Annotated in this window: 26 protein-coding genes; 14 read left to right on the top strand and 12 right to left on the bottom strand. The window is 65.3% G+C overall.

What is annotated here, in order from left to right; all coding sequences use genetic code 11:
- The first annotated feature begins 23 nt into the window (after window positions 1-23).
- The 4 genes from AC5RVN_RS11625 (at window position 24) to AC5RVN_RS11610 (ending at window position 3,858) form a co-directional block, all read left to right on the top strand.
- The gene (locus AC5RVN_RS11625) at window positions 24-1,085 is read left to right on the top strand and encodes a M14 family zinc carboxypeptidase (RefSeq protein ID WP_494138028.1); all 1,062 of its coding nucleotides are present in this window, start codon (window positions 24-26) and stop codon (window positions 1,083-1,085) included.
- Window positions 1,086-1,343: 258 nt separating this feature from the next.
- Window positions 1,344-2,633, top strand: a complete 1,290-nt coding sequence (locus tag AC5RVN_RS11620; protein WP_494138027.1) for an adenylosuccinate synthase — start codon at window positions 1,344-1,346, stop codon at window positions 2,631-2,633.
- Window positions 2,634-2,908: 275 nt separating this feature from the next.
- A complete protein-coding gene (locus tag AC5RVN_RS11615; RefSeq protein ID WP_494105983.1) occupies window positions 2,909-3,289 on the top strand; it encodes a YegP family protein in 381 nt (126 codons plus the stop codon).
- Window positions 3,290-3,432: 143 nt separating this feature from the next.
- Window positions 3,433-3,858 (top strand): CoA-binding protein, encoded by a 426-nt coding sequence (locus AC5RVN_RS11610; protein ID WP_494040633.1) that lies wholly within the window; start codon window positions 3,433-3,435, stop codon window positions 3,856-3,858.
- 12 nt (window positions 3,859-3,870) lie between these two features.
- Here the strand turns inward: AC5RVN_RS11610 and AC5RVN_RS11605 are convergent, their stop codons facing one another.
- Window positions 3,871-4,899 (bottom strand): isopenicillin N synthase family dioxygenase, encoded by a 1,029-nt coding sequence (locus tag AC5RVN_RS11605; RefSeq protein WP_494138026.1) that lies wholly within the window; start codon window positions 4,897-4,899, stop codon window positions 3,871-3,873.
- Between the two features lie 45 nt (window positions 4,900-4,944).
- On the opposite strand from AC5RVN_RS11605, the gene AC5RVN_RS11600 reads away from it, so the two are divergent.
- From AC5RVN_RS11600 to AC5RVN_RS11585, 4 genes are read left to right on the top strand one after another with little or no spacing between them, the layout of a single operon-like run.
- A complete protein-coding gene (locus AC5RVN_RS11600; RefSeq protein ID WP_494040635.1) occupies window positions 4,945-5,361 on the top strand; it encodes an MmcQ/YjbR family DNA-binding protein in 417 nt (138 codons plus the stop codon).
- On the top strand, window positions 5,358-5,927 hold the full coding sequence (locus AC5RVN_RS11595; protein ID WP_494138025.1) for a DUF1990 domain-containing protein: 570 nt from the start codon (window positions 5,358-5,360) through the stop codon (window positions 5,925-5,927). The genes AC5RVN_RS11600 and AC5RVN_RS11595 overlap by 4 nt, the downstream gene beginning before the upstream one ends.
- Window positions 5,924-6,241 carry a putative quinol monooxygenase gene (locus tag AC5RVN_RS11590; RefSeq protein WP_494138024.1) on the top strand — a complete coding sequence of 106 codons (318 nt, stop codon included), beginning with the start codon at window positions 5,924-5,926 and terminating at the stop codon, window positions 6,239-6,241. The genes AC5RVN_RS11595 and AC5RVN_RS11590 overlap by 4 nt, the downstream gene beginning before the upstream one ends.
- Before the next feature lie 31 nt (window positions 6,242-6,272).
- Window positions 6,273-6,566 (top strand): DUF503 domain-containing protein, encoded by a 294-nt coding sequence (locus tag AC5RVN_RS11585; RefSeq protein WP_494040638.1) that lies wholly within the window; start codon window positions 6,273-6,275, stop codon window positions 6,564-6,566.
- On the opposite strand, the gene AC5RVN_RS11580 is transcribed toward AC5RVN_RS11585, so the two are convergent.
- The 4 genes from AC5RVN_RS11580 to purS all read right to left on the bottom strand — a co-directional run bounded on the left by AC5RVN_RS11580 (window position 6,567) and on the right by purS (window position 10,833).
- Entirely contained in the window at window positions 6,567-7,391 is an 825-nt protein-coding gene (locus tag AC5RVN_RS11580) for an SGNH/GDSL hydrolase family protein (protein WP_494138023.1), read from the bottom strand. It lies immediately after the preceding gene.
- Between the two features lie 103 nt (window positions 7,392-7,494).
- A complete protein-coding gene (purL, locus tag AC5RVN_RS11575; protein WP_494138022.1) occupies window positions 7,495-9,804 on the bottom strand; it encodes a phosphoribosylformylglycinamidine synthase subunit PurL in 2,310 nt (769 codons plus the stop codon).
- Window positions 9,801-10,580 carry a phosphoribosylformylglycinamidine synthase subunit PurQ gene (gene purQ, locus AC5RVN_RS11570; RefSeq protein ID WP_494040641.1) on the bottom strand — a complete coding sequence of 260 codons (780 nt, stop codon included), beginning with the start codon at window positions 10,578-10,580 and terminating at the stop codon, window positions 9,801-9,803. The genes purL and purQ overlap by 4 nt, the downstream gene beginning before the upstream one ends.
- 1 nt (window position 10,581) lies before the next feature.
- The gene (gene purS, locus AC5RVN_RS11565) at window positions 10,582-10,833 is read right to left on the bottom strand and encodes a phosphoribosylformylglycinamidine synthase subunit PurS (RefSeq protein ID WP_003798434.1); all 252 of its coding nucleotides are present in this window, start codon (window positions 10,831-10,833) and stop codon (window positions 10,582-10,584) included.
- Window positions 10,834-11,101: 268 nt separating this feature from the next.
- Between purS and AC5RVN_RS11560 the strand changes: the two genes are divergently transcribed.
- Together AC5RVN_RS11560 and AC5RVN_RS11555 are read left to right on the top strand one after the other, a co-directional pair.
- Window positions 11,102-11,284, top strand: a complete 183-nt coding sequence (locus AC5RVN_RS11560) for a hypothetical protein (RefSeq protein ID WP_494040642.1) — start codon at window positions 11,102-11,104, stop codon at window positions 11,282-11,284.
- A gap of 278 nt (window positions 11,285-11,562) precedes the next feature.
- Window positions 11,563-14,667: a S8 family serine peptidase gene (locus AC5RVN_RS11555; protein WP_494138119.1), complete on the top strand. Its 3,105-nt coding sequence runs from the start codon at window positions 11,563-11,565 to the stop codon at window positions 14,665-14,667.
- 89 nt (window positions 14,668-14,756) lie between these two features.
- Here the strand turns inward: AC5RVN_RS11555 and AC5RVN_RS11550 are convergent, their stop codons facing one another.
- The 4 genes from AC5RVN_RS11550 to AC5RVN_RS11535 form a co-directional block, all read right to left on the bottom strand.
- Window positions 14,757-15,104 (bottom strand): serine protease inhibitor, encoded by a 348-nt coding sequence (locus AC5RVN_RS11550; protein WP_494138021.1) that lies wholly within the window; start codon window positions 15,102-15,104, stop codon window positions 14,757-14,759.
- Window positions 15,101-16,042: a 3-methyladenine DNA glycosylase gene (locus AC5RVN_RS11545; RefSeq protein WP_494138020.1), complete on the bottom strand. Its 942-nt coding sequence runs from the start codon at window positions 16,040-16,042 to the stop codon at window positions 15,101-15,103. Before AC5RVN_RS11545 ends, AC5RVN_RS11550 begins: the two co-directional genes overlap by 4 nt.
- Window positions 16,011-16,631 (bottom strand): SSI family serine proteinase inhibitor, encoded by a 621-nt coding sequence (locus tag AC5RVN_RS11540; protein ID WP_494138019.1) that lies wholly within the window; start codon window positions 16,629-16,631, stop codon window positions 16,011-16,013. Before AC5RVN_RS11540 ends, AC5RVN_RS11545 begins: the two co-directional genes overlap by 32 nt.
- 91 nt (window positions 16,632-16,722) lie before the next feature.
- Complete coding sequence (locus tag AC5RVN_RS11535) at window positions 16,723-17,226, bottom strand: MarR family winged helix-turn-helix transcriptional regulator (protein WP_494138018.1); 504 nt, start codon at window positions 17,224-17,226, stop codon at window positions 16,723-16,725.
- A gap of 79 nt (window positions 17,227-17,305) precedes the next feature.
- Between AC5RVN_RS11535 and AC5RVN_RS11530 the strand changes: the two genes are divergently transcribed.
- Together AC5RVN_RS11530 and AC5RVN_RS11525 are read left to right on the top strand one after the other, a co-directional pair.
- Window positions 17,306-17,548, top strand: coding sequence for a hypothetical protein (locus AC5RVN_RS11530; RefSeq protein WP_494040647.1), 243 nt, complete (start codon window positions 17,306-17,308; stop codon window positions 17,546-17,548).
- Window positions 17,549-17,670: 122 nt separating this feature from the next.
- Window positions 17,671-17,886, top strand: coding sequence for a hypothetical protein (locus tag AC5RVN_RS11525; protein WP_494040648.1), 216 nt, complete (start codon window positions 17,671-17,673; stop codon window positions 17,884-17,886).
- Window positions 17,887-17,984: 98 nt separating this feature from the next.
- Here the strand turns inward: AC5RVN_RS11525 and AC5RVN_RS11520 are convergent, their stop codons facing one another.
- Window positions 17,985-19,343 (bottom strand): aspartate kinase, encoded by a 1,359-nt coding sequence (locus AC5RVN_RS11520; RefSeq protein ID WP_494138017.1) that lies wholly within the window; start codon window positions 19,341-19,343, stop codon window positions 17,985-17,987.
- A 241-nt stretch (window positions 19,344-19,584) separates the two neighbouring features.
- Between AC5RVN_RS11520 and AC5RVN_RS11515 the strand changes: the two genes are divergently transcribed.
- The gene (locus AC5RVN_RS11515) at window positions 19,585-20,547 is read left to right on the top strand and encodes an ABC transporter ATP-binding protein (protein ID WP_494138016.1); all 963 of its coding nucleotides are present in this window, start codon (window positions 19,585-19,587) and stop codon (window positions 20,545-20,547) included.
- Entirely contained in the window at window positions 20,544-21,677 is a 1,134-nt protein-coding gene (locus tag AC5RVN_RS11510; RefSeq protein WP_494138015.1) for an ABC transporter permease, read from the top strand. Before AC5RVN_RS11515 ends, AC5RVN_RS11510 begins: the two co-directional genes overlap by 4 nt.
- Before the next feature lie 96 nt (window positions 21,678-21,773).
- Here the strand turns inward: AC5RVN_RS11510 and recR are convergent, their stop codons facing one another.
- Both recR and AC5RVN_RS11500 read right to left on the bottom strand, forming a co-directional pair.
- Window positions 21,774-22,373 carry a recombination mediator RecR gene (recR, locus tag AC5RVN_RS11505; protein ID WP_256249526.1) on the bottom strand — a complete coding sequence of 200 codons (600 nt, stop codon included), beginning with the start codon at window positions 22,371-22,373 and terminating at the stop codon, window positions 21,774-21,776.
- A gap of 37 nt (window positions 22,374-22,410) precedes the next feature.
- Entirely contained in the window at window positions 22,411-25,938 is a 3,528-nt protein-coding gene (locus AC5RVN_RS11500; protein WP_494138014.1) for a DNA polymerase III subunit gamma and tau, read from the bottom strand.
- Window positions 25,939-25,975: the final 37 nt, after the last annotated feature.

Raw genomic sequence — 25,975 nt, 5'->3', positions numbered from 1 at the left:
GCACTCGAAAGAGGTACCGCACCGTGAAAAAAACCCTGGCAACCTTCAAGACCCTGGCCGTTACGGGAGCCCTTGCCCTGGCCGTTGTGGCCGCACCAGCCCCGGCCCTCGCCGTGGGCGAAGGCCCCAACTACGACGGCAACGGCCAGATCACCACATCGAAGCTGGCCTCTTATGACCAGATGGTGTCTTTCCTGAAAGTCCAGGACGCCCGCCAGCCGGCCATGGAACTGGAGGTCATCGGCCAGACCGTAAAAGGCCGGGACATCCACCTGGTCAAATACATCTCGGACCCGGCCAAGCCCACCATCCTGTACCTGACGCAGCAGCACGGCAACGAACAGCTCACCACCGAAGGCGCCCTGGAATTCGTCAGGCACCTGGGCACCGGAAAGTCCGGGGACATTCTCGACGGCGTGAACATCCTCATCGTGCCGATGCTCAACGCGGACGGCGCCATGGGAGACGTGAACTTCCCGCTGGACGACTACCTGGCCAAAGGTGACCGCAACATGACGCGGTACAACGCCGAAGAGGTGGACCTCAACCGGGACCATGTAGCCAAAATCCAGCCGGAAACCCAGGCGCTGCATAACAACGTGATGCGCAAGCACAAGATCGACTACATGATCGACCTGCACCACCAGGGCACCCGAAGCCAGCGCGACGGCGAACTGGTGTCCGGGTCCATCCTGTACCCCACCACACCGAACGCCGATCCGGCAGTCGTCGAGAAGTCCAAGCAGCTGGGCGCCGTCGTTTTCCAGAACGTCGACTCCACTGGCTGGGGACACCTCGGCAAGTACGTGGGCGGCAGCGCCGAAACCATCAGCCGCAACGGCATCGCCGTGGAATACGACATCGCCACCCTGCTCTTTGAAATGCGCGGAATGTCCGACCACTACCTCGATGGCTACGCCCTGGGGCTCCGCAGCAACGGCTACCTGATCAAGCAGACGGTCACCACCCTGACCGCCACCGCCGCCGCGATCGCGGACGGATCCATTGCCGACGCCGACACCTCCTTCTGGGACAGCCTCGCCACCCAGACTTCCCGTCCGGGTGAGGAAGCCGACGACGAATAGCGTCACCGCTGACAACCTGCTGCGGTCCTTCCCACCGGGTCCGTTACCCGGCAGGAAGGACCGCAGCAGCCCAACGAGTGGACGAAGTCCCTGATCGGCTAAACTTGGGTGGTAAGAGCCCCGGAACTCTTGCGTCGCTGTGCTGCCGCGCAGACCAGCGAAGGCCGGTCCATTCGGGGCGTTCTCATGAACGGCGCTGCACCAGGCCCGCCACCTTTGGCCGGGCAGGGGCAGCCCGAACGAATGGGGGAGGATCCCATGCCAGCAATTGTGATCGTAGGAGCCCAATGGGGCGACGAAGGAAAAGGCAAGGCGACCGACCTGCTGGGCGGCCGTGTTGACTACGTTGTCAAACCCAACGGCGGCAACAACGCCGGGCACACCGTCGTCGTGGGCGGTGAAAAATACGAGCTCAAGCTGCTTCCGGCAGGCATCCTTAGCCCCAACGCAGTACCCATCATCGGCAATGGCTGCGTGGTCAACCTCGAGGCACTCTTCCAGGAGATCGAAGGCCTCCAGGCCCGCGGCGCCGACACCTCCAGGCTTCGCGTCTCTGCCAACGCGCACCTCGTCGCCCCGTACCACCAGGTGCTGGACAAGGTGACGGAACGCTTCCTGGGAAGCCGTGCCATCGGAACCACGGGGCGCGGCATAGGGCCTGCCTATATGGACAAGGTGGCCCGCCTGGGTATCCGGGTCCAGGACGTTTTCGACGAGTCGATCCTGCGCCAGAAGGTGGAAGGTTCGCTGCGGCAGAAGAACGAACTCCTGGTCAAGGTCTACAACCGCCGCGGCGTGCTGGTGGACGAGATCGTTGAGTACTTCCTGTCCTTCGCCGAACGGCTCCGGCCCCTGGTCATCGACAGCACCCTGGTCCTGAACACCGCCCTTGACGAGGGCAAGGTGGTCCTGATGGAAGGCGGCCAGGCAACGTTCCTGGACGTGGACCACGGCACCTACCCGTTCGTTACCTCATCGAACCCCACCGCCGGCGGCGCCTCCGTGGGTTCGGGCATTGGCCCTACCCGCATTTCCCGCTCCATCGGCATCATCAAGGCGTACACCACCCGCGTTGGTGCCGGCCCGTTCCCCACCGAGCTGTTCGACGACATGGGCTTGTACCTGCAGAAGACCGGCGGTGAATTCGGTGTCAACACCGGACGGCCGCGCCGCTGCGGCTGGTACGACGCCGTCCTGGCCCGCCATGCCTCCCGCGTCAACGGCTTCACGGACTACTTCGTCACCAAGCTGGACGTACTCACCGGCATTGAGCAGATCCCGGTGTGCGTGGCCTACGACGTGGATGGCGTGCGCCACGATGAGATGCCCATGACGCAGACGGAGTTCCACCACGCCGTGCCGATCTTCGAATACTTCGAGGGCTGGACCGAGGACATCACCGGTGCACGCACCCTCGCGGACCTGCCGGAAAACGCACGCAACTACGTGCTGGCCTTGGAGAAGTTGTCCGGCACCCGGTTCTCCGCCATCGGTGTTGGTCCGGACCGGGACCAGACCATTGTGGTCAACGATCTGATCAACGACTAACACTTCAGCACGTACTTGCGGCGGGCCACCTTATGAAGGTGGCCCGCCGCCGTCGTTTGGCCGCCCCGGCAATTTACACAAGGTTTACGCGGCCGGTCTAGCCAGGCCGCAGGCGCAGCGGTGAGACTCTTTGGTACAGCCGGTGACCTGTTCACCCATTTTTGGCCAGAGCCGCCGGCAAAGGGCCGGCCATGCGCCCGGACCGGCGGGGCGCCGACGACGCCGCCCTCCAGACCTGCAGGCAGGGCAGGACACACAAAACGGAAGGATTCGTGATGGCTGGAAAGTTCGAAGCTTTTCTTGATCCGGAGTCGTACTTCAGGTTCCGGCTGCTGGCGCCGGATGGCGAAGTGATGGCAGTCTCCGGCCCCTTCCAGGACAAGGCGGCCCTCGCTGCCGGAATTGCCGCAGTCCGGGAGTGCGCCGGCACAGGGTTGGTCACGGACCTTTGCCCTGCCGGATTTGTCGCGCGTCCGGCACCGGGTGCGGCACCCGCTGCGGCTCATGAGCTGGTGGAGGGCGCCCCTGTTGCTGCGGCAGCGGCCAAGGCTGGCTGCGAAGACCGGCGCGTACGTGCCGGGCACACCTTCGTGCTGGCAAAGGGACTCCACCGGCAGGGGAGCAAGCCCCGCTGGACCACGGCAATCGCCCGTTGAAGGTAAATCCCGAATAGTTTTTGAAGTTGTTCCTGCAGGGCGTAACCCTTGCTTACCCTGCAGCGATTACCCCTAGGTAGCGGTAGCCGCCACGGCACGGCCCGCTGGCACCGCATGTCTTCCCGGCCACGTAGGCTAGGCGCATGGCGCACAAAAATGATCCGGCCGTCGTCGAACGCCTGATGCGGACCAAAGGACGGTGGGCCATCGTCGGCCTCACCACTAATGAATGGCGTGCTGCCTACGATACGTCGCTGTTCATCCGGGACCGCCTGGGTATGGAGATCATCCCGGTCAACCTGCCGGGGGAGCCTGTGCACGGGGAAGAAGGCTACCGCAGCCTGGCTGACATTCCGGCTGAAAAGCGCCCCATCGACGTCGTGGACTGCTTTGTGAACTCCCAGAAGGTGGGGGAGGTGGTGGACCAGGCGATTGCCGTGGGTGCGAAGGCGGTGTGGCTGCAACTCGGGGTCATCGACGAGGATGCTGCCGAGCGTGCCAGAGCTGCCGGTCTCGACGTAGTGATGGACACCTGTCCCGCCCAGCAGGCCTGGAAATACAACCTTTGACGGGCCGGCGCTTCAGCCCTTCAGAAGCTCCGGGTAGTGCCGCCCGGTGACGTCGGGGTGGGCGCGCATCCTGCCTTTGAGCATGTTCATCCCGAACGACGCCAGGAGCGGGTTGGCGGGGTCGTCGGAGATGCCCCTCGCTTCAGCCTTCAGCTCGGGCGGCAGGGGAACGGTTCCGATCACCGCATCCAGCCGGGGGGACCAGAAAAACGGGACGGAATACCTGTCGACGCCAGGAGGCGGTGCCTGTACCCGGTGGATGGTGGCCACCAGGTAGCCTTCCGTGGCTACCTCCAGCATCTCGCCCAGGTTCACCACCAGTGCTCCCGGAATAGGCTCCACCTGCGCCCACTCAGTGGCCCCGGGCGGCAGCACCTCAAGCCCGCCCACACTGTCCTGCAGCAGGAGGGTGACGAAGCCGTAGTCCGCGTGTGAACCCACGCCCTGGTTACCCGCGGCTTCCACTACTCCGCCTACGTAGTGGACCAGCTTGCCCATCCAGGCGGGAGAACCCCGGAATGGCTCGTCAAAATAGTCCTCCGGCAGGTGCAGGGACACGGCGATGGCCCGGAGCAGCTCCATTCCCACCGCGGACATCAGTTCAGCCCATTCCATGGCCGCCGGCTCGAGCTCCGGAAAAGAGTCACCGGGCCAGAGGTTCGGGCCTTGAAGCAGCCAGTAGGGTTTGTCCGGCGGGTAGTACGGAACCGGTTCGCGCTCCGGGGAGTAGTCGATCTGCTCGCGGGCGTCCGCCCGACCCTGGGTTACCTCGGTGCCCATGCGGGTGTAACCGCGGAAATGGGGTGAGAGCCGGTTGTCCAGCCTCATCCTCTCCTCCAGCGGCAGTGAAAAGAACCGCCGGATCACGTCCAGGAGGTGTTCGGGCTGGCCGGGCGCCGCGCCGTACCCGGTGATCTGGAAGAAGCCTACGCTGTGCGTCGCGTGCCGCAGCTGCTCGATGAAGTCCGGGTTGAAGGAGCCGTCCGTCTGCCGAGCCGTGCCTAGGTCCAGAACAGGAATGGCAGCCTCATCGTGTGACATCCTCGCAGACTAGCACCGGAGGAGCCGGCTTTATAGGCTTCCTGCATGGACCCCGCTGCACTGAGAAAGATCTGCCTCTCGTTCCCGGGCGCATACGAGGATTACCCCTTCGGGCCGGAGACCGCCGTGTTCAAGGTCCGGGCAGACGTTGCCGGCGGCGCCCGCCGTGGGGCCAAGCTTTTTGCCTTGTCGTCGCTCGACGCAGACGACCTTTACGTGAACCTCAAGTGTGACCCGGCTTTGGCTGTCCAACTCCGCGCAGCGCATCCTGAAATCACCGGGGCGTGGCACATGAACAAGGTGCACTGGAACGGCGTCCGCCTGGATGGCCGGCTGCCGGACGCCATGGTCAGGGACATGGTGGAGGACTCCTACGACCTGGTGGTGGCAGGGCTCAGCAGGAAACAGCAGGAGCAGCTGGGGTGGGCGCGGCTTGCAGGTGCCGGAGGCGGCAGCCCTTGAGATCCAGGCGCACGGCAGCCGGCGGTGTGAACCGCGGCGGCCTCGACTACCCCTGCGTCGGGGGAACAGAGCACGGCGCGGCGCCGGAAGGCTACGCCATAGTACTGAAGGAGGTTCCCCTCGGCAGCGGCCTGAATGTGTACCGGCGGGTCGCCGCCGGCATCCTGTCGTGGGAGCTGCAGCGGCGGGCCGGCCTGCGCGTCCGCACGGATTCGCCGCGTGTGGTGCCTGGAGCGCGGGTGGTGAGCGGCTTCGGTGTGGGACCCTTCCGGTTGAAAGCGCCGTGCGAGGTGGTGTGGGTCCGGGAACCCCTGCCGGCGGGCATTCCGCAATCGGCAGGATTCGGATACGGCGCCCTGCGTGGCCATCCTGCCCGGGGTGAAGAATCGTTTGAAGTGGAGATCAACGCAGATGCCGGAGTTCTGCTTCGAATCCGGGCCTTCAGCAAACCCGGCAGTTGGTTTTACGCGGCGGGCGCCCCGGTCACCCGTGCAGCGCAGCGGCACGTTACTTCCCGGTACATTGAAGGGGCACGCCAACTCGCTGCGGAAGGAATGTCCCCGTGATTTTTATCGTCGTTAAGTTCAAGGTCAAGCCCGAATGGTCGGAGCGCTGGCCCGCCCTGGTGGCCGGCTTCACCGAGGCAACCCGGCAGGAGCCCGGCAATCTATGGTTTGACTGGTCCCGCAGCCTGGCGGACCCGAACGAGTACGTCCTGGTGGAGGCCTTCAAGGACGACGCCGCAGGAGCCCATGTCAACAGCGTCCACTTCAAGCAGGCCATGGCTGATATGCCCCAAGCCCTCGCCGAGACTCCGCGCATTATCAGCCGGCAGCTCGACGGCGAAGGCTGGGACCGGATGGGTGAGCTCACCATCTAGCCGTCCGGGCGTATTTCGCTAGGCTGAAGCCATGTGGATCGGCTGGATCGAATTCGACATCCTCCTGGGTGACGTCCAAAGCCTGAAGGAGAAGCGCTCCGTCATCAGGCCCCTGCTCGCTGAAATCAAGCGCCGATACGACGTCTCCGTCGCCGAGGTGGGGTTTCACGACCAGTACCGGCGCTCCCAGGTGGGGGCAGGCCTGGTGGCAGCGGACCGGGCGCACCTCGTGGAGGTGCTTGACGCCGTCGAACGCCTTGTTGCGGGGCGGCCCGAAATTGAACTGCTCAGCGCAAGGCAGCGGGAACACCACAGCGAGGACTGATCACCGCCGTTCCCAGGCTGCGTTCCACGTGATCTCCGCCAGTATGGCCTGCCCCCGGAGGCTCGGGTGGAAGTAGTCCCGCACGCTGATGTCGGCGGCGCTGAAGTTGTAGTTGTAGACCTCGCCGCCGTCGCTCCGGCAGTTCGTGTAGTGCCCGCAAACCTCAGCGAGGACGGCGTTGAACGCGAGTTCCCGTTCCACTACCTGGCTGCGCATCTCCTCCGTGTTGGAATCCGCCAGCATCGACTGGCATGTCCGTCCTGCGGACCAGGCAGACGCTGCGGCCGGTTCGCCATGCAGGACACTCCACAACTGGTAGATGTTGGGAATGCTGCTGACTGCCACCTGCGGGCGCGGCCGCGCCTGGTCCAAGATGGTCAGCGCCTCGGCGACGCGTGTCCTGAAGTCTTCGATCGGCGTCATGTTGTCCACTGATGACGCGCACAAGTCGTTGGCGCCCATCAGGATCGTTACATACTCGACCTGCTGTGCCACGGCGGCCGCCGCCTGCCGGGGCAGGTCGGAAACCTTCGCCCCGCTGACGGCGTTGTTGAACGTATTTCCCTGGATGCCGGGGGTCAGTTGGAGCAGCCGTTCGTAGTGGCTGGTGATCCCGTCACCCTGGCCGCCGCCGGTGGACCAGGACAGTGCGGGTAGGTCGCCGTGGGTACAGCATGCGTTGTGGGCCTGCGTGATGGAGTCCCCGAGGGCAGCCATGCTGTGCGGATACGCGGCTTGGGGTCCTGACCGTGGTGTTGGTGCTGCGGCAACCAGGACAAGGATCGGCAACAGAAGGACGCTGAGGAACTTTCCCGCCTTGCCCATAGGACGATTAAAGCGGAAACCGCGGTGGTTACGGAGGTCCATTCCCGCACGGGGGAACATCTGGTTTCCGTAACCACCGCGGTGTCCGGCGGTGGCGTGGGTACTAGCCGAAGTGCTTCGGCAGCGTGGCCTCGTGGGCTTCGCGGAGGGCGTCCAGCGACAGGCCGGCCACGCCGTTGATCTCCAGGGTGCCGCTGGCTGCGTCCACCACGCCGATGCGGGTGTGCGCGAAGCCGCGGGCGGTGCACATGTCGGTGAAGCGGACTTCCTCCGACCGTGGGACGCCCACAACAGCGCGGCCCTGGGACTCGGAGAAGAGCGCCGTGAACAGGTCCACGCCGTCGCGGTCCAGAACGTCCTGGAGGGCGATCCGGGCGCCAACGCCGTAGCGCAGCGAGGACTCCACCAGGGCTGCGGCGAGGCCGCCCTCGGAGAGATCGTGGGCGGAGTCGATCATGCCGTCGCGCGAGGCGTTGATCAGGATTTCGCCCAGCGCGCGTTCGGCGTCGAGGTCTACCTTGGGAGGCAGGCCGCCCAGGTGGCCGCGCATGTTCGCCCATTCGGAGCCGTCCAGCTCCGCAGCGGTGGTGCCCAGCAGGTAAATGGCCTGGCCGTCTTCCCGCCACCCTGACGGCGTGCGGCGGGCGACGTCGTCGAGCTTGCCCAGGACTGCCACCACGGGGGAGGGGTGGATCGGCGTGGTGCCGGTCTGGTTGTACAGGGAGACGTTGCCGCCGGTGACCGGGATGCCCAGCACTATGCAGGCGTCAGACAGGCCGCGGATGGCTTCGGCGAGCTGCCACATGACGTCCGGGTCCTCGGGCGAGCCGAAGTTCAGGCAGTCGCTGACGGCCATCGGGACCGCGCCGGAGGTTGCGACGTTCCGGTAGGCCTCCGCCAGCGCCAGCTGTGCACCATGGTAGGGATCGAGGTAGGTGTAGCGGCCGTTGGCGTCAGTGGCCAGGGCCACGCCCAAACCGGTTTCCTCGTCTACCCGGACCACACCGGCGTCGTCAGGGAACGCCATGGAGGTGTTGCCGCCAACGTAGCGGTCGTACTGGTTGGTGATCCAGGACTTCGAGCACATGTTGGGCGATGCCACCAGCTCGGTGACGGCCTTGGCCAGTTCGGCCGGGGCGGACGGCCTGCCGGCGTCCTGTACGGAACCGGTGAAGGCGTCAGCCTGCACGGCGTCCTGCCACTCGGGACGGGCGAACGGGCGGTCGTAAACCGGTCCGTCGTGTGCCACGGTGCGGGGATCGACGTCGACAATCACCTCGCCTTCCCAGGTGATGATGAGGCGGCCGCTGTCCGTCACCTCGCCCAGCCAGGCGTACTCCACAGCCCACTTGTCCATGACCGCTTCGAACGCTTCCACGTTCTCTGGAGTGACCACGGCCATCATGCGCTCCTGCGACTCGGACATCAGGATTTCGCCCGGAGTCAGCGTGGGGTCGCGCAGCAGCACGGAGGTCAGCTCAACTGCCATGCCGCCGTCGCCATTTGAGGCCAGCTCGGAAGTAGCGCAGGAGATGCCGGCGGCGCCGAGGTCCTGGATGCCTTCCACGAGGGAGCCCTTGAACAGCTCCAGGCAGCACTCGATCAGGACCTTCTCAGCGAAGGGGTCACCCACCTGCACGGCCGGACGCTTGGAGGGCTTGGTGTCGTCAAAGGATTCGGAGGCCAGCACGGAGGCGCCGCCGATGCCGTCACCGCCGGTGCGGGCGCCGAACAGGACCACTTTGTTGCCCTTGCCGGAGGCGTTGGCCAGGCGGATGTCCTCGTGGCGCATGACGCCCACTGCGAGGGCGTTGACCAGCGGGTTGCCCTGGTATACCGAGTCGAACACCATTTCGCCACCGATGTTCGGCAGGCCGAGGGAGTTGCCGTAGCCGCCGATGCCGGCCACTGCGCCGTGCATCACGCGTGCCGTGTCCGGGTGGTCGATGGCACCGAAACGGAGGGGATCCATAACGGCAACCGGGCGGGCGCCCATGGAAATAATGTCGCGGACGATGCCGCCGATGCCGGTCGCGGCGCCCTGGTAGGGCTCAACGAACGACGGCGAGTTGTGCGATTCGATCTTGAAGGTCACGGCCCAGCCGTCCCCAAGGTTGGTCACGCCGGCGTTTTCGCCGATGCCCACCAGCATGTCCTTCTTCATCTCCGGGGTCACCTTCTCGCCGAACTGGCGCAGGTGGTTTTTGGAGGATTTGTAGGAGCAGTGCTCGCTCCACATGACGGAGTACATGGCCAGCTCGGCGCCGGTGGGGCGCCGGCCCAGGACCTTGACGATCTCGTCAAACTCGTTCTGCTTGAGGCCCAATTCGGCCCAGGGCAGCTCAGTGTCCGGAGTTTTCGCGGCGTTCTCGACGGTGTCGATGTTGAACTTTTTGGTGGTGTCGATGCTCACTTGTCGCCTCCCACAATCTTGGTCAGTACGGAGGTGAAGAAACCCAGGCCGTCGGTGTCGGACCCGCCCACGCCGTCCAGCGATTCTGGGCCGAACCCTGCCTCCACGGCGTGCTCGGGGTGCGGCATGAGGCCCACCACGTTGCCGGCTGTGTTGGAGATGCCGGCGATGTCGCGGCGGGAACCGTTCGGGTTGAAGCCGACGTAGCGGAACACCACGCGGCCCTCTGCCTCCAGCGCGTCCAGGGTTTTGTCGTCCGCGAGGTACTGGCCGTCCTGGTTCTTCAGCGGCACAGTGATCTCCTGGCCCGCCTGGTAGTCCAGGGTCCAGGCGGTGTTGCTGTTTTCCACGCGCAGGACCTGGTCGCGGCACATGAACTTCAGGTGGTCGTTCTTGATCATTGAACCCGGCAGCAGGTGCGATTCGGTGAGGATCTGGAAGCCGTTGCAGATGCCGAGCACGGGAAGCTTGGCATCGCTGTTGGCGGCGTCGATGATTTTGGACATCAGGGGCGCGAAACGTGCAATGGCGCCGGCACGGAGGTAGTCACCATAGGAGAACCCGCCGGGAATCACGACGGCGTCCACGTCACCGAGTTCGGTGTCGGCGTGCCAGAGCCCAACGGCGGTGCCGCCGGCGAGCCGGACGGCACGGGCGGCGTCGCGGTCATCAAGTGTCCCGGGGAAGGTGACGACGCCGATCCGGGCGCCAGCGAGCCGACGGGCACCGGAGGCGTCAACGGCGGGTGCCCCGCCGATCAGGGGAAGTTCAGTCATGTCAGGCCTCAACGACCTCGACGTTGACGACATCCTCGATCACAGGGTTGGACAGCAGGGTTTCAGCGGCATCGCGCGCCTGGGCCAGGATGTCCTCGGTCACCTCGCCGTCGACCGTCAGTTCAAAACGCTTGCCCTGGCGGACAGAGCTGAAGCTGGTGAAACCCAGCCGGGGGAGGGCGCCGACGATAGCCTTCCCCTGCGGGTCCAGAATCTCGGGCTTGGGCATGACGTCAACAACGATCCGGGGCATCCGGTAACTCCTGTGCGTGAGCTTGGGTAAGGGCGCAGCGGAGTGGTGCCGTCTCACGCCGTACCGAAGTGTTGAGGACACACGTGTTCAACCTTGTGGACGGGCGCTCCGCGAGCTTGCCAGTCCATTCTACCGGCCGGAAGGGGCCAACCTGTATTCGGGGGATTTAGGGCCGCGACCTGCCCTGGAGCTCCCGCAGAAGGGGTGGCCGGCGCCGGTTTGCAGCGGAGATCTGGAGTTGACCCTACGGTGTCACTAGGATTACGGAATGGCTGAGAAACCGAAATCCGTCCTGTTGCCCGTGGTTGCCGCTGCAGTATTTGCCGGGCTGGGGCGCATGGTTCTCCAAAAGATCAAGGCCGATCGGCTTGCCCGGGAAAACCGGGTTGCGGGACCGCTGGATGAAAAGACCCGGCAGTGGATCAGCGACGTGGTGCGCACGCCCCGGTAGCAGCGCAGCAGCGCCTTCCGTCCACGCATGAAAGGGCGCCCTGCGGGGTGCCCTTTTCCATGCCGTCCCCCTCTGTGGGCAAGCCGTTTGACTGGCGATAAATTCATGCATGTGTTCTATGTCATATTCAGCTATCAGTCTGTACTCTATGAATCGTCTGGTCGAACGAAATGACAAAACCTGTAATTTCGCATGCCAGGCCGTAGTTTCTGCCCCCCATCCGGCCGGGGCGGTACATCGTGAAAGGGTTGCGAGTGATATCAACTGGAAAGAGCCCCATGCGGGCCGGGGGATTCCGGAAGGCCGCGGCGCTTGCCGTGGGCCTGCCCGTTCTCCTGACCTCGATGGCCATAAGCCCCGCCACCGCGGCGCCGGCCGGACAGGATCTGGCAATCACTGCCAAAAAGGCCGATCCCGCGGAGTTCAGGGACGGTCGCTACATCGTTGTCCTTGCTGGTGCGGCGGCTGCGGGTTACGACGGCGAAACCCCCGGGCTGGGCGCAACCAGGCCGCAGGACGGCAGGAAGCTGGATGCCGAAAGCCCCAACTACAAGGCCTATGACGCCCATCTGCGCAAGCAGCAGCGGGAGGTCGCTGCCAGCCAGGGCATCACTCCCGGAAAGCAGTTCACCGCTGCCCTGAACGGCTTCAGTGCCGAACTGACAGCTGCCCAGGCTATGGAGCTGTCCCGGGATAAGCGTGTCCTGGCGGTCGCGCCGGACACGGAAAATGCCCCTGACTACACCACCACGGACTTCCTCAGGCTGACCGGCCCCGACGGTTTCTGGGCCAAGCAATTCGGCGGGGAAGCCAACGCCGGCAAGGGCGTGGTGGTAGGGGTCATCGACTCCGGTTACGCCCCGGACAACCCGTTCCTCCAAGGGGATCCCGTCCAGCCCCTGAGCGGTCCCGCGCAGGTTGGCGTGCCGTACCGCACCGCCGACGGCCGGATCGCCATGCTTAAGGCAGACGGCACCACTTTCAAAGGCGAATGCCAGAAGGGGCAGGGGACGGGGGCCTCATTCGACGGCTCCCTGTGCAACTCAAAGGTGATTGGCGCCAGGTACTTTGCCGATTCCTTCCTTCAGTATGTGGCGCCGGAGAACCGCGCGCCGGAAGAGCTGATCTCGCCGGTCGACGTCGGGAGCCACGGCACCCACACCGCCACCACCGCAGCCGGCAACGCGAACGTGGAGCAGGTAATCGACGGCAGCGCATTCGGCAGGAGCTCCGGTGTTGCCCCCGCCGCAAAGGTCTCCGTTTACAAGGTCTGCTGGGAGGACACCAACCCCAATACCGGCGGCTGCTACTCCTCCGCTTCAGTTGAGGCCGTGGAAGCCGCCATCAAAGACGGTGTGGATGTCCTGAACTACTCGATATCGGGTAACAACAACAGCACCACCGATCCCGTGGCGCTGGCCTTCCTCAACGCTGCGGCTGCAGGTGTTTTTGTTTCCGCTTCCGCCGGCAACTCCGGCCCTGCAGCCTCCACGGTCAACCATGCGTCACCCTGGCTCACCACGGTTGCCGCCTCCACCTTCCCGAGCGACCTGCTTGGCACGGTGAAGGTCTCCGACGGCTCGGTGTACCGCGGAGCGTCGATCATGAAGTCTGAGGTAGCAGACAAACCCGTCGTCGTTGCCGCTGCTGCGGCAGCAGCCGGTGCCGCCAACCCGAACCTCTGCGGCCCCGGTTCGCTCGACGCAGCCAAAGTGGCCGGAAAAGTAGTGGTCTGCGACCGCGGCGTTGTGGACAGGACGGCCAAGAGCCAGGAAGTACAGGCTAAGGGCGGCGTCGGGATGATCCTCGTGAACGTCACCAGCAGCTCCGAAGACGCGGACAACCACGTGATCCCCACGGTCCACGTCAACGCTCCCAAGAGCCTGGAACTGAAGTCCAAGCTGGAAGCCAATCCTGCGCTGACCGTCAGCCTTGTCAAGGGTGATCTCACCGGTGAACCGCCTGCCCCGGCGCCGCAGATCGCCGGCTTCTCGTCCCGCGGGCCAACCCTTGCTTCCGGCGGTGACCTGCTGAAGCCCGACATCGCTGCGCCAGGCGTCAACGTCCTTGCCGGTGTTTCCACCATCGGCAACAACGGTGACCAGTTCGGGTTCATGTCCGGCACTTCCATGGCCGCGCCGCACATCGCCGGCTTCGGTGCGCTGGTGCTCAGCAAGCAGCCCAGGTGGAGCCCTGCCATGGTCAAGTCAGCCATGATGACCACCGCCTACCCGCTGGTGAACGCTGACGGTTCGGCCAACACCGATCCGTTCCAGGGCGGCGCAGGCCACATCGACTCAACCCGTGCCCTGGATCCGGGCCTGGTCTACAACTCAGGCGTCAAGGACTGGCTCGGCTTCCTCAACGGTCAGGGCGTGGACACCGGAGCACCGCAGGCCGGCACCATTGCAGCACGCGACCTGAACCTGCCGTCCATCGCGCTCGGCAGCCTGGTGGGCGAAGTCCAGGTCAAGCGCCAGCTCACCGCACTGGTACCCGGGATGTACCGTCCGGAGGTCAATACGCCCGGGTTCAGCGTCCAGGTGGAGCCGAAGTCGTTGAACTTCGCCAAGGCAGGCCAGACACGCGAGGTCACACTTACCATCAGGAACGTCAGCGCTCCGGTCGGCAAATTCAGCACCGGTACCCTGACCTGGAAGGGCCCGCGCACGGTCAGCTCTCCCATCGCCATCCGGCCGGTCGACGCACAAATCGCCCCGTCGTTCTCCTTCAGCTCGGCCACGGGTGATGGCAGCGGCACCATAGAACTGGTGTCCGGTTCGGATAACCCCATCAAGGTAGGAATTGAAGGTTTGGCGCCCCTGAGCCAGACGGCCATCACCAAGACCCCGGGGGAGTACGCACCGGCAAATGATGCGCACAATGCCCTGCTCCAGGTGACCGTTCCCGCAGGCGCCTCATTCGCCAGACTGGGCGTCCAGGCGCAATCGGATGACGTGGACTGGGACATGGTGGTTTACGCGCCCAATGCCGCTGGCGGTTGGACGGCAACACAGGTGGCGACGGCTTCGGCCAGCGAGTTCCTGGACCTCGAATCGCCGCGGGCCGGCATTTACTACATCGTGGCCAACCTCTACTCCACACCGGACAACGGGGCGGCCAGCGCCTCCGTGCAGGCGGTCACGTTTGCCGGGGACGCGGGTAACCTCACGGTTGAACCGAACCCGATCGTGGCTCCCAACGGTACTGCCACGGCGGCCACACTGTCCTGGACGGGCTTGTCCGAAGGGGCTTACCTGTCGCGCCTCAGCCTGGGCGAAAACGGCATCCGCACCTGGGTGAACGTCCAGGTGGGCGCCGCCTCCGCCGCTCCTGCCGGGGCGCCGCGGGTGGCTCTCGCGGACGCAGTTCCCGCCGGCTAGCAGCCGACAATTATGGAACAGGATCCCCGGGCGGTTGAACCGTCCGGGGATCCTGTTGTTGCAGTCCTTGCTGGCTGCGGGACGAGGCGCTAGACGGCGCCGGCGGCTCCCGCCGTGTTACCGAGCAGAGGGGCCATTGTCTTCCAGCGGGTGATTTCGCAGCCGTCGGTCCTGGTGAAGACCGCCTCCACAGCGCGTCCGTGAAATGTTCCTGTCACCACTGCGACCTGCGGCCCGCCGTACTGCTGCGTGCACAGCTTGGGGGGCCCGGGCTTCGGGAAGAAAATGTCCTCGCCGTACCGTTCCACTGCGGCCAAGGCAGCGGCGGGGTCCGGCAGAGTGCTTCCGGCCAAGGGGTGCCCGGCCTCGGCCACCAAGCGGAACTCGTGCCCGCCGGCCTCGGGGCTCTCCCGCAGCGTAATGGTCAAATCGATCATTCCGGTCCACCTCCGGACAAGGCGGCCAGTTCCTGGGCCAGCTTTTCCCGTAATACGGCCGCCTCGGCCGCGAAGGACCGCTGGTGTTCGACGTAGGCGGCCTTGCCCTGGGAGGTTTCGATGGGAATGGCAGGGTAGCCCCACTCGGTGAGGTCATAGGGGGAGGCCTGCATGTCCATAGCCCTGATCCGCCAGGACAGGTCAAAGCAGTCCATCACCAGTTCGCTGGGCAGGGCGGGAAGGAGCTTGTACGCCCATTTGTACAGGTCCATATTGGCGTGAAGGCAACCGGGCTGTTCAAGGTGCCGCTGGGTTTCCCGGCTGGGCGCCAGTTCGTTCAGCGGAACGGCATCCGGGGTGTAGAAACGGAACGCGTCGAAGTGGCTGCATCGGATGCGGTTGTCCTCCACCACCTTGTCCGTGCCTGCTGAGCCGAGGCGCAGCTGCAGGTACTCGTGGCGCAGGTCGAACCGGTCCTGGTGGTAGACCATCGCCCATTCATGGAGCCCGAAGCAGCCGAACTGGGCAGGGCGGGCAGCCGTTCCACGCAGGATGATGCCGGCGAAGGCGACGGCGTCCCTGCGGTCTGTGACAAAGGTGTCCCGGTCCATGGTCACCGCGGTGGAACCTGGCGGCAACCTGAGGAAGGCAAGCTCACCGTCGTCGAGCATCCGGTAGTGCTTCCACCCGCGTCGCGCTGCCGCTTTCGGGCCCGCCAGAACGACGCCGGCGCCGGGGTGCCAGCGGCGGAGCTGGCCGGGTTTTTGCGTGTAGTAGGTAAAAAGGAAGTCCTCCACCGGATGCTTTTGCCCCGCGGAGCGGCGGGCAAGATAGGGATCCGCATAGCGGCTGACGCGCTGCTGGTGGGCTTCCTCGCGGGCCCGCCACTCGTCCGCCGCCAGGACCCTAAGCTGCTCCACCGGCTGCACCAAGTACATCTTTCGCGGCATCCCAGGCGCTGATCTCGCACCCGTTGGTGCGGGCAAAGGCAGCATCAACAGGGACTCCATCCAAGACGCCGGTGACGGTGGCTTCCTGCGGCCCGCCGTACTGTTCAGTGCAGGCCTGGTCAGCCCGTTGCGGCGCGGCAATCAACAGGGCCGCGTTTTCCTTAAGGGCTGCGCAGGCGGCATCCGCAGCGGGGTGCTCGCTTTCAGCATCGGGCGCGCCCCCAAGGCAGACGAGTGTGTAGTGGACCTCCGGTTCGCCGGCTGAAGACTTGTAGACGATGGCCAGTTCGGCGTTGCCCTGGCCGGAGCCTGATGCCGGCGGAGCGGGCTCGGGCGCCGGTGCCGGTACGGAAGACTCGGCGTCCGGGTCGAGGCTTTCCGGAGGCGCCGGTGTAGCCTGCTGCGCAGGGGAGGAGGCGGAAGCGGTCGGCGATGGGGAGGTGCTGCCTGAAGGAGTTCCCCCGCCCTCATTGGGGGTGCAGCCGGGCAGCAGTACAGCGGCGAGCAGCAAGGCCGCGATGCGGATGTATGCGTGGCTCCCGGACCGCAGCGGGAGCGGCAAAACCGCCGATGGCATCAACTGCGCCAATCCCCCAGAATTCACACTGGGCCCGCCTCGTGGCCTGTCCGTCATGATTTAATCCTACTGCCGCCGTCCTGGCCCCCGGCTAAGCCTGCCGGGCCTGGGATGTGGCTGCAATGAGGCCGGTCATGGCGGCATGCAGCTCACTGACCTGGCTTCGGGTCAGTCCCAGACGGTCCATCATGGTGCCGGGCACGTTGAGTGCCTCCTGCCGGAGGGCAGCGCCTGCGGGAGTGAGGCCGACGGCGAGCGAGCGCTCGTTGCCGTCCACACGGCGTCGGGAGATCAGGCCCGCTGCTTCAAGGCGCCGCAGCAAGGGTGAAATGGTCGCCGGCTCCTGCGCCAGGGCCTCGCTGATATTCCGCACCGTGCGCGGGCTGGACTCCCAAAGGCACAGCATCACCAGGTATTGCGGGTGGGTGAGGTTCAGTTTCTCAAGCACCGGCTTGTACGCTCCCACCACGCTGCGGGAAGCAACGGTCAGGGCGAAGCAGAGCTGGTGTTCAAGCAGCAGGTCATTGTCCTCCGGGCTTTTCCTGCCGGCAGGCGTTTTGCCGGTGGAGGTGGAAGTGCTGGATGCGGTGGTCATCAGGGCCTCCAATTGTTAGTGCGCTAATCATTAGCGTACACTCCAATTAGGAGTCATGGTTCGCGGAAGGAGCCGGTTCATGGGTAAGGCCAGTTCAGCAGGCAAGGACAACGCGTCGCAGCGGTTTATGCGGGCCACCGGCAAGTTGCGCGCCATTTTCGGGCCTGCGAACCGCTCATCGCTCCTTCATGACATGACGGAGGAAAACCGCCGGCTCCTGGCCCAGCGTGAAGCTGAAACGCAGCAGTGGGAAACCGTCACACGCCCGGATGGAAGCACCTATGTAGTGCCGCGGAATCCGGACGACAAGTCCCTCCGCTGACACCTGGGCTGCGGAGCCTTTTCCAGCACCCGGGCGTAAAATAAGGGCACTGGCTCCGTAAGGAGCAGTGGCCTTTTGGACTGGCTCTTCTTTCCCTGCACGCGGAAAGGGGGTGGAAAACAGTGGCACATGTACTCAGCGGGTTTATGAACGCGACCGAACGGCTTCGCTTCTTCTTTGGACCGGCCGCCCGCCTCGACTCCAGTTTGCCGGTGGTGCACAAGCATGACGAGTTTGAGCAGGCCTCGGAGGAGGAGCTCACGCATTTTGTGGTGGAAACCGATTCGGCCGGCCACCACTACGCCGTTCGGCGGGAAGACCTTGAAAAGGAGACGTGACGCCAGCGGGATCATGGCGCGCACTCCCTGGATATAAAAAATGCACTGGCAGGAAACAGGTTCCCTGCCAGTGCATACTTTTATGTTTTGGGCGCCGTTTAGCGGCCGGTCCCGCCGTACACGGTGGCTTCGTTGTCGCTGTCCAGCTCAAAGGCCCGGTGGATGACCCGCACGGCCTCGTCCAGGAGATCGGCGTGGGTTACAACCGAGATGCGGATTTCCGACGTGGAGATCATGTTGATATTGATCCCGGCGTCCGAAAGCGCTTTGAAGAAGGTTGCGGAGACGCCCGGGTGTGAACGCATGCCCGCGCCAATCAGGGAGAGCTTGCCAATCTGCTCGTTGTACTCGATGGTTTCGAAACCGATCTGGTCCTGGGCCGCATGCAGGGCCGCCAAGGCATCGGCTCCTTCCACGATGGGCAGGGTGAAGGAGATATCAGTCCGGCCGGTGCCGTGGGTGGAGACGTTCTGCACGATCATGTCAATGTTCGAGTGGGCATCGGCGATGACCTGGAAGATCGCGGCCGCCTTGCCCGGGATGTCCGGAACACCAACAACGGTGACCTTGGCTTCGGAACGGTCGTGTGCGACGCCGGAGATGATTGGCTGCTCCAAGGCAACTCCCTCTTGTGTGGTGATCTTGTCTTCGGCACTGGGGATGACCCAGGTGCCTTCGTGCTGGCTGAATGACGAGCGGACGTGCAGCGGCACGCCAAACCTGCGGGCGTACTCCACGCAGCGGAGGTGCAGGATCTTGGCTCCCGAAGCTGCGAGTTCGAGCATTTCCTCGCTGGAAATCGTGTCGATCTTCTGGGCTGAGGGGACCACGCGCGGATCCGCCGTGTAAATGCCGTCCACGTCCGTGTAGATCTCGCAGACGTCCGCCTCAAGCGCTGCTGCCAGCGCTACCGCGGTAGTGTCCGAGCCGCCGCGGCCCAGGGTGGTGATCTCGTTGGTGGCCCGGCTCATGCCCTGAAAGCCCGCCACGATGGCGATATTGCCCTTGTCCAGGGCGGTGCGGATGCGGTGGGGATCGACGTCGATAATCCTGGCCTTGCCGTGGATGCCGTCAGTGATCATCCCGGCCTGGGAACCGGTGAAGGACTGGGCGGAGGCACCGAGCTTATTGATGGCCATGGCCAGGAGCGCCATCGAGATGCGCTCGCCGGCTGACAGCAACATATCCATTTCGCGGGCGGGGGCTGAGTCCGTCACCTGGCCCGCAAGGTCCAGCAGTTCATCGGTGGTGTCACCCATGGCCGAGACCACCACAACCACTTCGTTGCCCGCTACCTGGGCGTCCACGACGCGTTTAGCGACCCGCTTGATGCCGTCGGCGTCCGCGACAGAAGAGCCGCCGAACTTTTGCACGATGAGCTGCTTGGTTACGGCACCGCCGACGGGCAGCTCCTGAGGCTGGGTTGCGTTGTGCACTTCGGTAGTGGGCGTACTCATGCGCATACCTTCACTGGATCAATTGGGGTCCGGCCAGGCAGCCGCAAAGCTGTTGGCCCAGACGCTGGAAACTAACGCCGCTGTTGGCGCGACTTCTCGTTTCAGTTTATCGCCGCGCGCGGCCGGGCGTTGAATTGTGACCGAATCTCAGCCCCCGGGAGGACCTGCGCGGAAGCCCCTCGGGCGTACGCTCAGACTGACACAATGCAACAAAATACTGTGGGGGACAGGTGTGCAACACATGGCCATGATTTCTGAACTACCTGATGCGGACGGGCCGGAACCCAACGACGGCATTACGGCCCGTGCCGTGAGCCGCAGCTTCGGCGCGGTGCGCGCCGTCGAGCACATGGATTTCCATGCACCCGCCGGGAAGGTGACGGCCTTGATCGGACCGAACGGGGCAGGCAAAACAACGCTGCTGCTGATGCTGGCGTCACTGCTCGCACCGGATGAGGGCAGTATCAGCGTGGGCGGGCTTGATCCGAGCCGGCACCGGGCGGAAGTGCGCAGCCGGCTCGGCTGGATGCCGGACACCCTGGGAGTGTGGGAGTCGCTGACCGCCCGGGAGATCCTCACCCAAATGGCCCGCTTCTACCGGCTCCCGGCACAGGGCATAGCGCAGAGGGTCTCCGACATGCTTCGAAGTGTGCGGCTGGATGGCCTCGCGGACCAGCCGGCCCGGGTGCTGTCCCGGGGGCAGCAGCAACGGCTCAGCCTGGCGCGGGCCCTGATACATGACCCGTCCGTCCTCCTGCTCGACGAGCCCGCATCGGGATTGGACCCGGGTTCCCGCGTGGAACTGAGGATCATGTTGAGGCAACTCGCGGCGGAGGGCAAAGCCGTGGTGGTCTCGTCCCACGTGCTCAGCGAACTGGATGAAATCGCCGACGCAGCGGTGTTCGTCAACAAGGGCCGTACCGTCCGGCATCAAACCACCGAGGAAGCCGCGGCCGCCGGCCGCCGGTACGCAGTCAGCGCCTCAGATACAGCCGCGCTGGCAGCCAGGCTCACCGCGCTGGGCGTGGCCTTCCGCCACGAAAACGGGCGGCGGCCGGCCCTCAGCCTGACGCTGGCAAGCGATAACGACGCCGAGCGGCTGCTGCGCGACCTGGTGCTCGCCGGCGTCGGAGTCAATTCCTTCGCCCCCGCTTCCGGGGCACTGGAAGAGACGTACATGAGCCTCGAAGGGGAGCGGCAATGAGCCACGCGACAGAAAACCTGCAGCACACCGTCAGCGGCAGGGGAATTGGCGGTTACCTGCCCGGGGTCAGGGACGTCGTGGTCCTGGAGCTCAAGCAGCGGTTGCGGTCCCGCGGCTGGTTCATCATGCTGGCCATCTGGTTTGTCCTCACAGGGCTGGTGACCTGGCTGACGTGGGCCAGCTGGAACGCCTCACAGGCGGCCCAAAGGGAGTTCCCGGGCTCGGTCCCGGCACCCGAACCGGGGCCGGGCTCCATGATTTTCGAGGTGGTCCTCGCCTTTGTCCTGCTGTTTGCGTTGCTTGTTGCTCCGGCACTTTCTGCCAACGCGGTGAATGGGGACCGGGCAGGCGGCACCCTGGCCATCCTCCAGGTGACGCTGCTGCGGCCAAGCCAAATTCTGTGGGGCAAATTTTTTGCAGCATGGGCTGCAGCGCTGGCCTTCCTGGTGGCAAGCACCCCGTTCCTGGTGATCGGAGTGGCGCTGGGTGGGATGACCGCAGGCCATGTGCTGGTGGCCCTGCTGATGCTGGCGCTTGAGGTGGGTGTTGTCTGTGCAATCGGCGTGGGCATTTCCGCTCTTGCCGGCCGGCCGCTGTTCTCTATCGTGGTTACTTATTTGGCAGTGGCGGGGCTGGCCGTCGGCACACTGATCGCCTTTGGGCTTGGCACTGGCCTCACCCAAGGAACGATCATGGCGAACCAGGCCCAGTACCGGCAGTACGAGCCCCTCCGCAACGGGCCGGCGGAACCTGATTACACCTGCTCAGGGCCCTTGCAGGAGCAGAGTGCCATGCGCACCGAGCGGGTGGCCTGGCTGCTGGCCATGAACCCTTACGTGGTGGTGGCTGACGCTATCCCGTACCCTGACCGAACCGGCCAGCAGGGTTTCACGGCTGTTGGCGCGATCGAGAACGTCAGCCAGGGCGCCAGGTATGCCATGGCGGGCCCGGAAGGAACCTACCCCTGCGCGAACGGGGAGGTAAAGCCGCGATACCTTGCTCAAGCCACGCCGCTGTGGCCATTGGGCCTTGGCCTGCAGCTCGTGCTGGCAGCGCTGCTGATGTGGCTCGGCTGGCGTTCGCTCCGGACTCCGGCACACCGTCTGGCGAGGGGTACGCGTATCGCCTGATTCGTGCTCCGTCACCCGGAAGAGGGAGGGGGCCTGTCCAGCCGCAGTCCCTAACCAGCGGCGCGACCCCTTCCGGAAGCCACGTGGTACAAGTCCTCAGGTCAGGGCGTTGCGGCGGCCCTCAAAGGCACGTCCCAGCGTGACCTCGTCTGCGTACTCGAGGTCCCCGCCCACCGGCAGCCCGGACGCGAGCCTGGTCACGGTGATTCCGATCGTCTTCAGCATCCGGGCCAGGTAGGTGGCTGTTGCTTCCCCTTCCAGGTTGGGGTCCGTGGCGATGATGACTTCCTGGATAGCGCCGTCGTTCAACCGCGTCAGGAGTTCCCGGATCCGTAACTGTTCCGGCCCGATCCCGGCGATCGGATTGATGGCCCCGCCCAGCACGTGGTACCTGCCCCGGAACGAACGGGTGCGTTCCACCGCAAGTACATCCTTGGATTCCTCCACCACGCAGATCACAGCGGGATCGCGCCGTGGATCGCGGCAGATGTTGCACTGTTCCTGCTCGGTGACGTTGCCGCAGACGGTGCAGAACTTGACCCGTTCCTTGACGGAGGTGATGGCCTCCACCAGCCGCTTCATGTCCTGCGGGTCCGCTTCGAGGATGTGGAACGCCAGCCGCTGTGCGGATTTCGGGCCCACGCCGGGAAGGCGTCCAAGCTCGTCAATCAGCTCTTGGACAGCACCTTCGTACACGATATTCCTCTTTAGCTAGGGGTAGACAGTTGTTGGATCAGTAGCGGGACGAAACGGGATTTCCGTCGAGGGACCGCTCTTCAATCAGCTTTCCGCCCAGGATACGTTCCACGGCGGCACGGCCGAACACCCCCGATTCCTCAATGGTCTCATCGTCGGCGCTGGGCACGTCCTGTACGTAGGCGGCAGCTGCGGGAACGGCCCGGGCAGGAGCCTTTGCCCGCCCTGCCTCCGCCTCCGGGCTGTTGGACAGGCGCTGGTAAAGGCTCTGCCGGGTGCCTGCTGGAGCAGGAGAATCGGCGGAAGCAGGAGAAGCTGCAGGAACAGTGCGGGCGGGTACAGCAGGGGCGGGAGGAACCGCAGGAGCCGTGCGGGCGGGGGCAGCTGCAGGTGCGGCTGAAGCCATGGCGTACTCCCGTACCGGCACCGGAGCCGACCCTCCGGGAACAGGGTCCGAAGGAACTGTACTTGGGGGCGCCGCGCTGGCTGGTACGGGGCTTGGGGCGGCCGGTTCAGCGACCGTCGCCCTGGTGCCCAGGCTTACGGGCGGGGCAGCAGCCGGAACCAAACCCCATTCGGCATCCACCGAAGAACCCGCCCTGCTGACAGGGATGGAAGGCGGAACCTGGGCGGCAGCCGGCTCATAGCGTGTTGCTGAGGGTGCAGCAACTGCCTTATCTTCCGGCGGGACGGCAGACACATTCCTGCCCACGTTGCTGGCTTCTCCAATCACCCAAACACCCGGGGCTTGTTCAACGGCGCGCGTCCACGGATCCGAGGCATCCACGCCCGGGGCAGCCATCGCCGGAGCCTCGGCAGGCGGCGTTGGCGTGCCCGCCGTGGCGCCGGGCCTTGTGTGCTGTTGACCTGGGCTGGGCACCGCGGAAGTGCCGCCAGTTGCCGCGGGAAGGGATTGGCCGCCGGCCCGGGCGGAAGGAACCCAGTCCATGGGAGGTTCCTCCTCGAGCGGGGGTGCGTCCTCGTCCCGGGGCGGACCCCAATCGTCGTCAGAGTAGGAGTAGTCGCCTGCGGAGCCGCTGTACGGGTCAGCCTGGGCCGGAGGGACGGCCGAAGATTCCGCCGGAGGTTGAGCCTGGAAAGAGCCGCCCGGTCCCGGCTGTTGAGCGGGGGATCCGCCGGCAACAGGTGCAGGTACCTCCCGGGAGGACTCTGCGGCAGCACCGCGTTCACCAACAGGTATGGACTCAGCCTGTGAAGTGTTACTGCCGGACTCGGGGTTGGCCGGGGGCCGGAACAGTGTGGACCCCGTTCCTCCTCCAGGTCGGCGAGGGGCCGCTGGGGGAGGCCCGGCAGGCGAGGGTGTACCGCGCCCCTGCGCCGGTTGAACGGTCTGTGCCGGGACACGGGCATGGCCTTGGCCCGGACCTGCGGACGCGGAAGATTCAGGTGCATTTGGTGCCGGGGAAGGGGCAGGTGCCAGCCCCCAGGCGACGTCAGCCGATGTGGCCCCGGCAGTTGAAGCGCCTGGATCAGTTGTAGTTGCCGGGGCCTGCCGGCTGGCGGGTGCTTTTGGGTTTGGTTCAGAGCTCGTCCGGTTGGCATTACCGCCAGCCACCGCGTTGATTTGGCAGTCGATGCCTACGGTTTTATGGATCGCCTGCCGAAGGTTCTCTGAGTGGTCAGCCCGGCCAAAAGCGCCGGCGAGCCCGGAAGTGGCGAACGAAAGCGTGAGAGTCTGGCCGTCGAAAGCACTGACATGTGCGTTGGGTTCAACGAGCGCCCAGGTGCTGCGCTTGATCCTGGACAGCGTCTGCAGGACATCGGGCCACGCCCTGCGCAGCACTTCGACGTCGCCCATGGCGGCAGGGGCCCCGGCCGGAGCTGGCGTGGCAGTGGCCGGTTCGGGGCGGACAGCAGGCGCGGGCTGGGCAGCCGGAGCCGAAGCTTGGCCCGAGCCCTGTGCCGGCATCCCGCTCACCGGGCTTGCTGCGGGGCCCTCTTCGGGAGCTGCGGCCGCGGGGCTTGCCGGGCCAGGGCGGGAACCGGTGCTGCCGGAACGGGGTTCCGTTGTGGGATCGACCGGCCAGTCGCTGGTGCTGACGCGGGGAGGGGTCAACGGGGCGCGGGCGTCGGCCTCGGCCGGGCTGGCTGATGCTGCATGTACCGGCGGTTGTGCAGGGACGGTTGCAGTTGCCGCGGGCCGCTGACCGGCTGGCTGGGCAGCGGCGGACTGGGATGCCGCGGGCCGCTGACCGGCTGGCTGGGCAGCGGCGGACTGGGATGCCGCGGGCCGTGCGGGTTCGGGTGCTGCTGGTTCGGCAACTGCCTGGGCGGGTATGGCCGGTTCCGGCGCCGCTTGCGCGGGAACATTGTCCCCGGCGGACGGAGACTGCTGCGCCGGAGCTGTGGCAACGGGAGCGCCGACGTCGTTCCCCGCATAGTTAAGCCGGCGCTCTACCCGGTCTATCCGGGCTGCCATCCCGCGCTCGTTCTGCTCTGAACTGGGCAGCAGGATACGGGCGCAGAGGAGTTCCAGGTGCAGCCGCGGGGAGGTGGCGCCGGTCATCTCGGTCAGGGCCGTGTTGGTGACATCGGCAGCGCGGGACAACTCCGCCGCACCCAGGTTGTGCGCCTGGTTCTTCAGCCGCGCAATCTGGTCCGCGGGCATGCCCCGAAGAATGGTCTGGGCGCTTTCGGGCATGGCCTGGACGATGATGAGGTCGCGGAAGCGCTCCAGCAGGTCCTCGACAAAGCGGCGCGGGTCATGGCCGGTTTGGATAACCCTGTCCACGGCACGGAAGACAGTGGCGGAGTCCGAGGCAGCGACTGCCTCCACGACGTCGTCGAGCAGGGATGCGTGAGTGTAGCCGAGCAGCGCGACGGCAAGTTCGTAGTCCAGGCCGTTGGGGCCGGCGCCTGCCATCAGCTGGTCCAGGACTGACAGGGAGTCGCGGACCGAGCCGCCGCCGGCACGGATCACGAGTGACAACACCCCGGGGGCGACCGGAACGTTCTCCTGGTTGCAGAGAAGTTCCAGGTAGGCCATAAGCGGCTCCGGCGGCACCAGCCGGAAGGGGTAATGGTGCGTGCGCGAGCGGATGGTGCCAATGACTTTGTCCGGCTCCGTGGTGGCAAAAATGAATTTGATGTGTTCCGGCGGTTCTTCGACGATCTTCAGCAAAGCGTTAAAGCCGGCCGAGGTGACCATGTGGGCTTCGTCAATAATGAAGATCTTGTAGCGGTCCCGGACGGGGGCGTACGTTGCCCGCTCGCGGAGGTCCCGGGCGTCATCCACGCCGCCGTGGCTCGCCGCGTCAATTTCAATAACATCAAGGGATCCGGAGCCGCCCCGGGCCAGCTCAATACAACTGGGGCAGGTACCGCAGGGGGTGTCCGTGGGGCCTTGGGCGCAGTTCAGGCAACGGGCCAGAATGCGTGCCGACGTGGTTTTGCCACAGCCCCTGGGACCCGAAAAAAGGTACGCGTGGTTGACCCGGTTTTTACGCAAAGCCGTCATGAGCGGCTCGGTGACGTGTTCCTGCCCGATAACGTCAGCGAACGAATCTGGACGGTATCTGCGGTAGAGGGCGGTAGTAACTGTCACAGTGAAAACCCTACCAATCCGGGCTGACAGTACGCCG

This window comes from Arthrobacter sp. sptzw32 (genome assembly GCF_059089735.1).
This window is presented reverse-complemented; position numbering and strand designations above follow the sequence as displayed.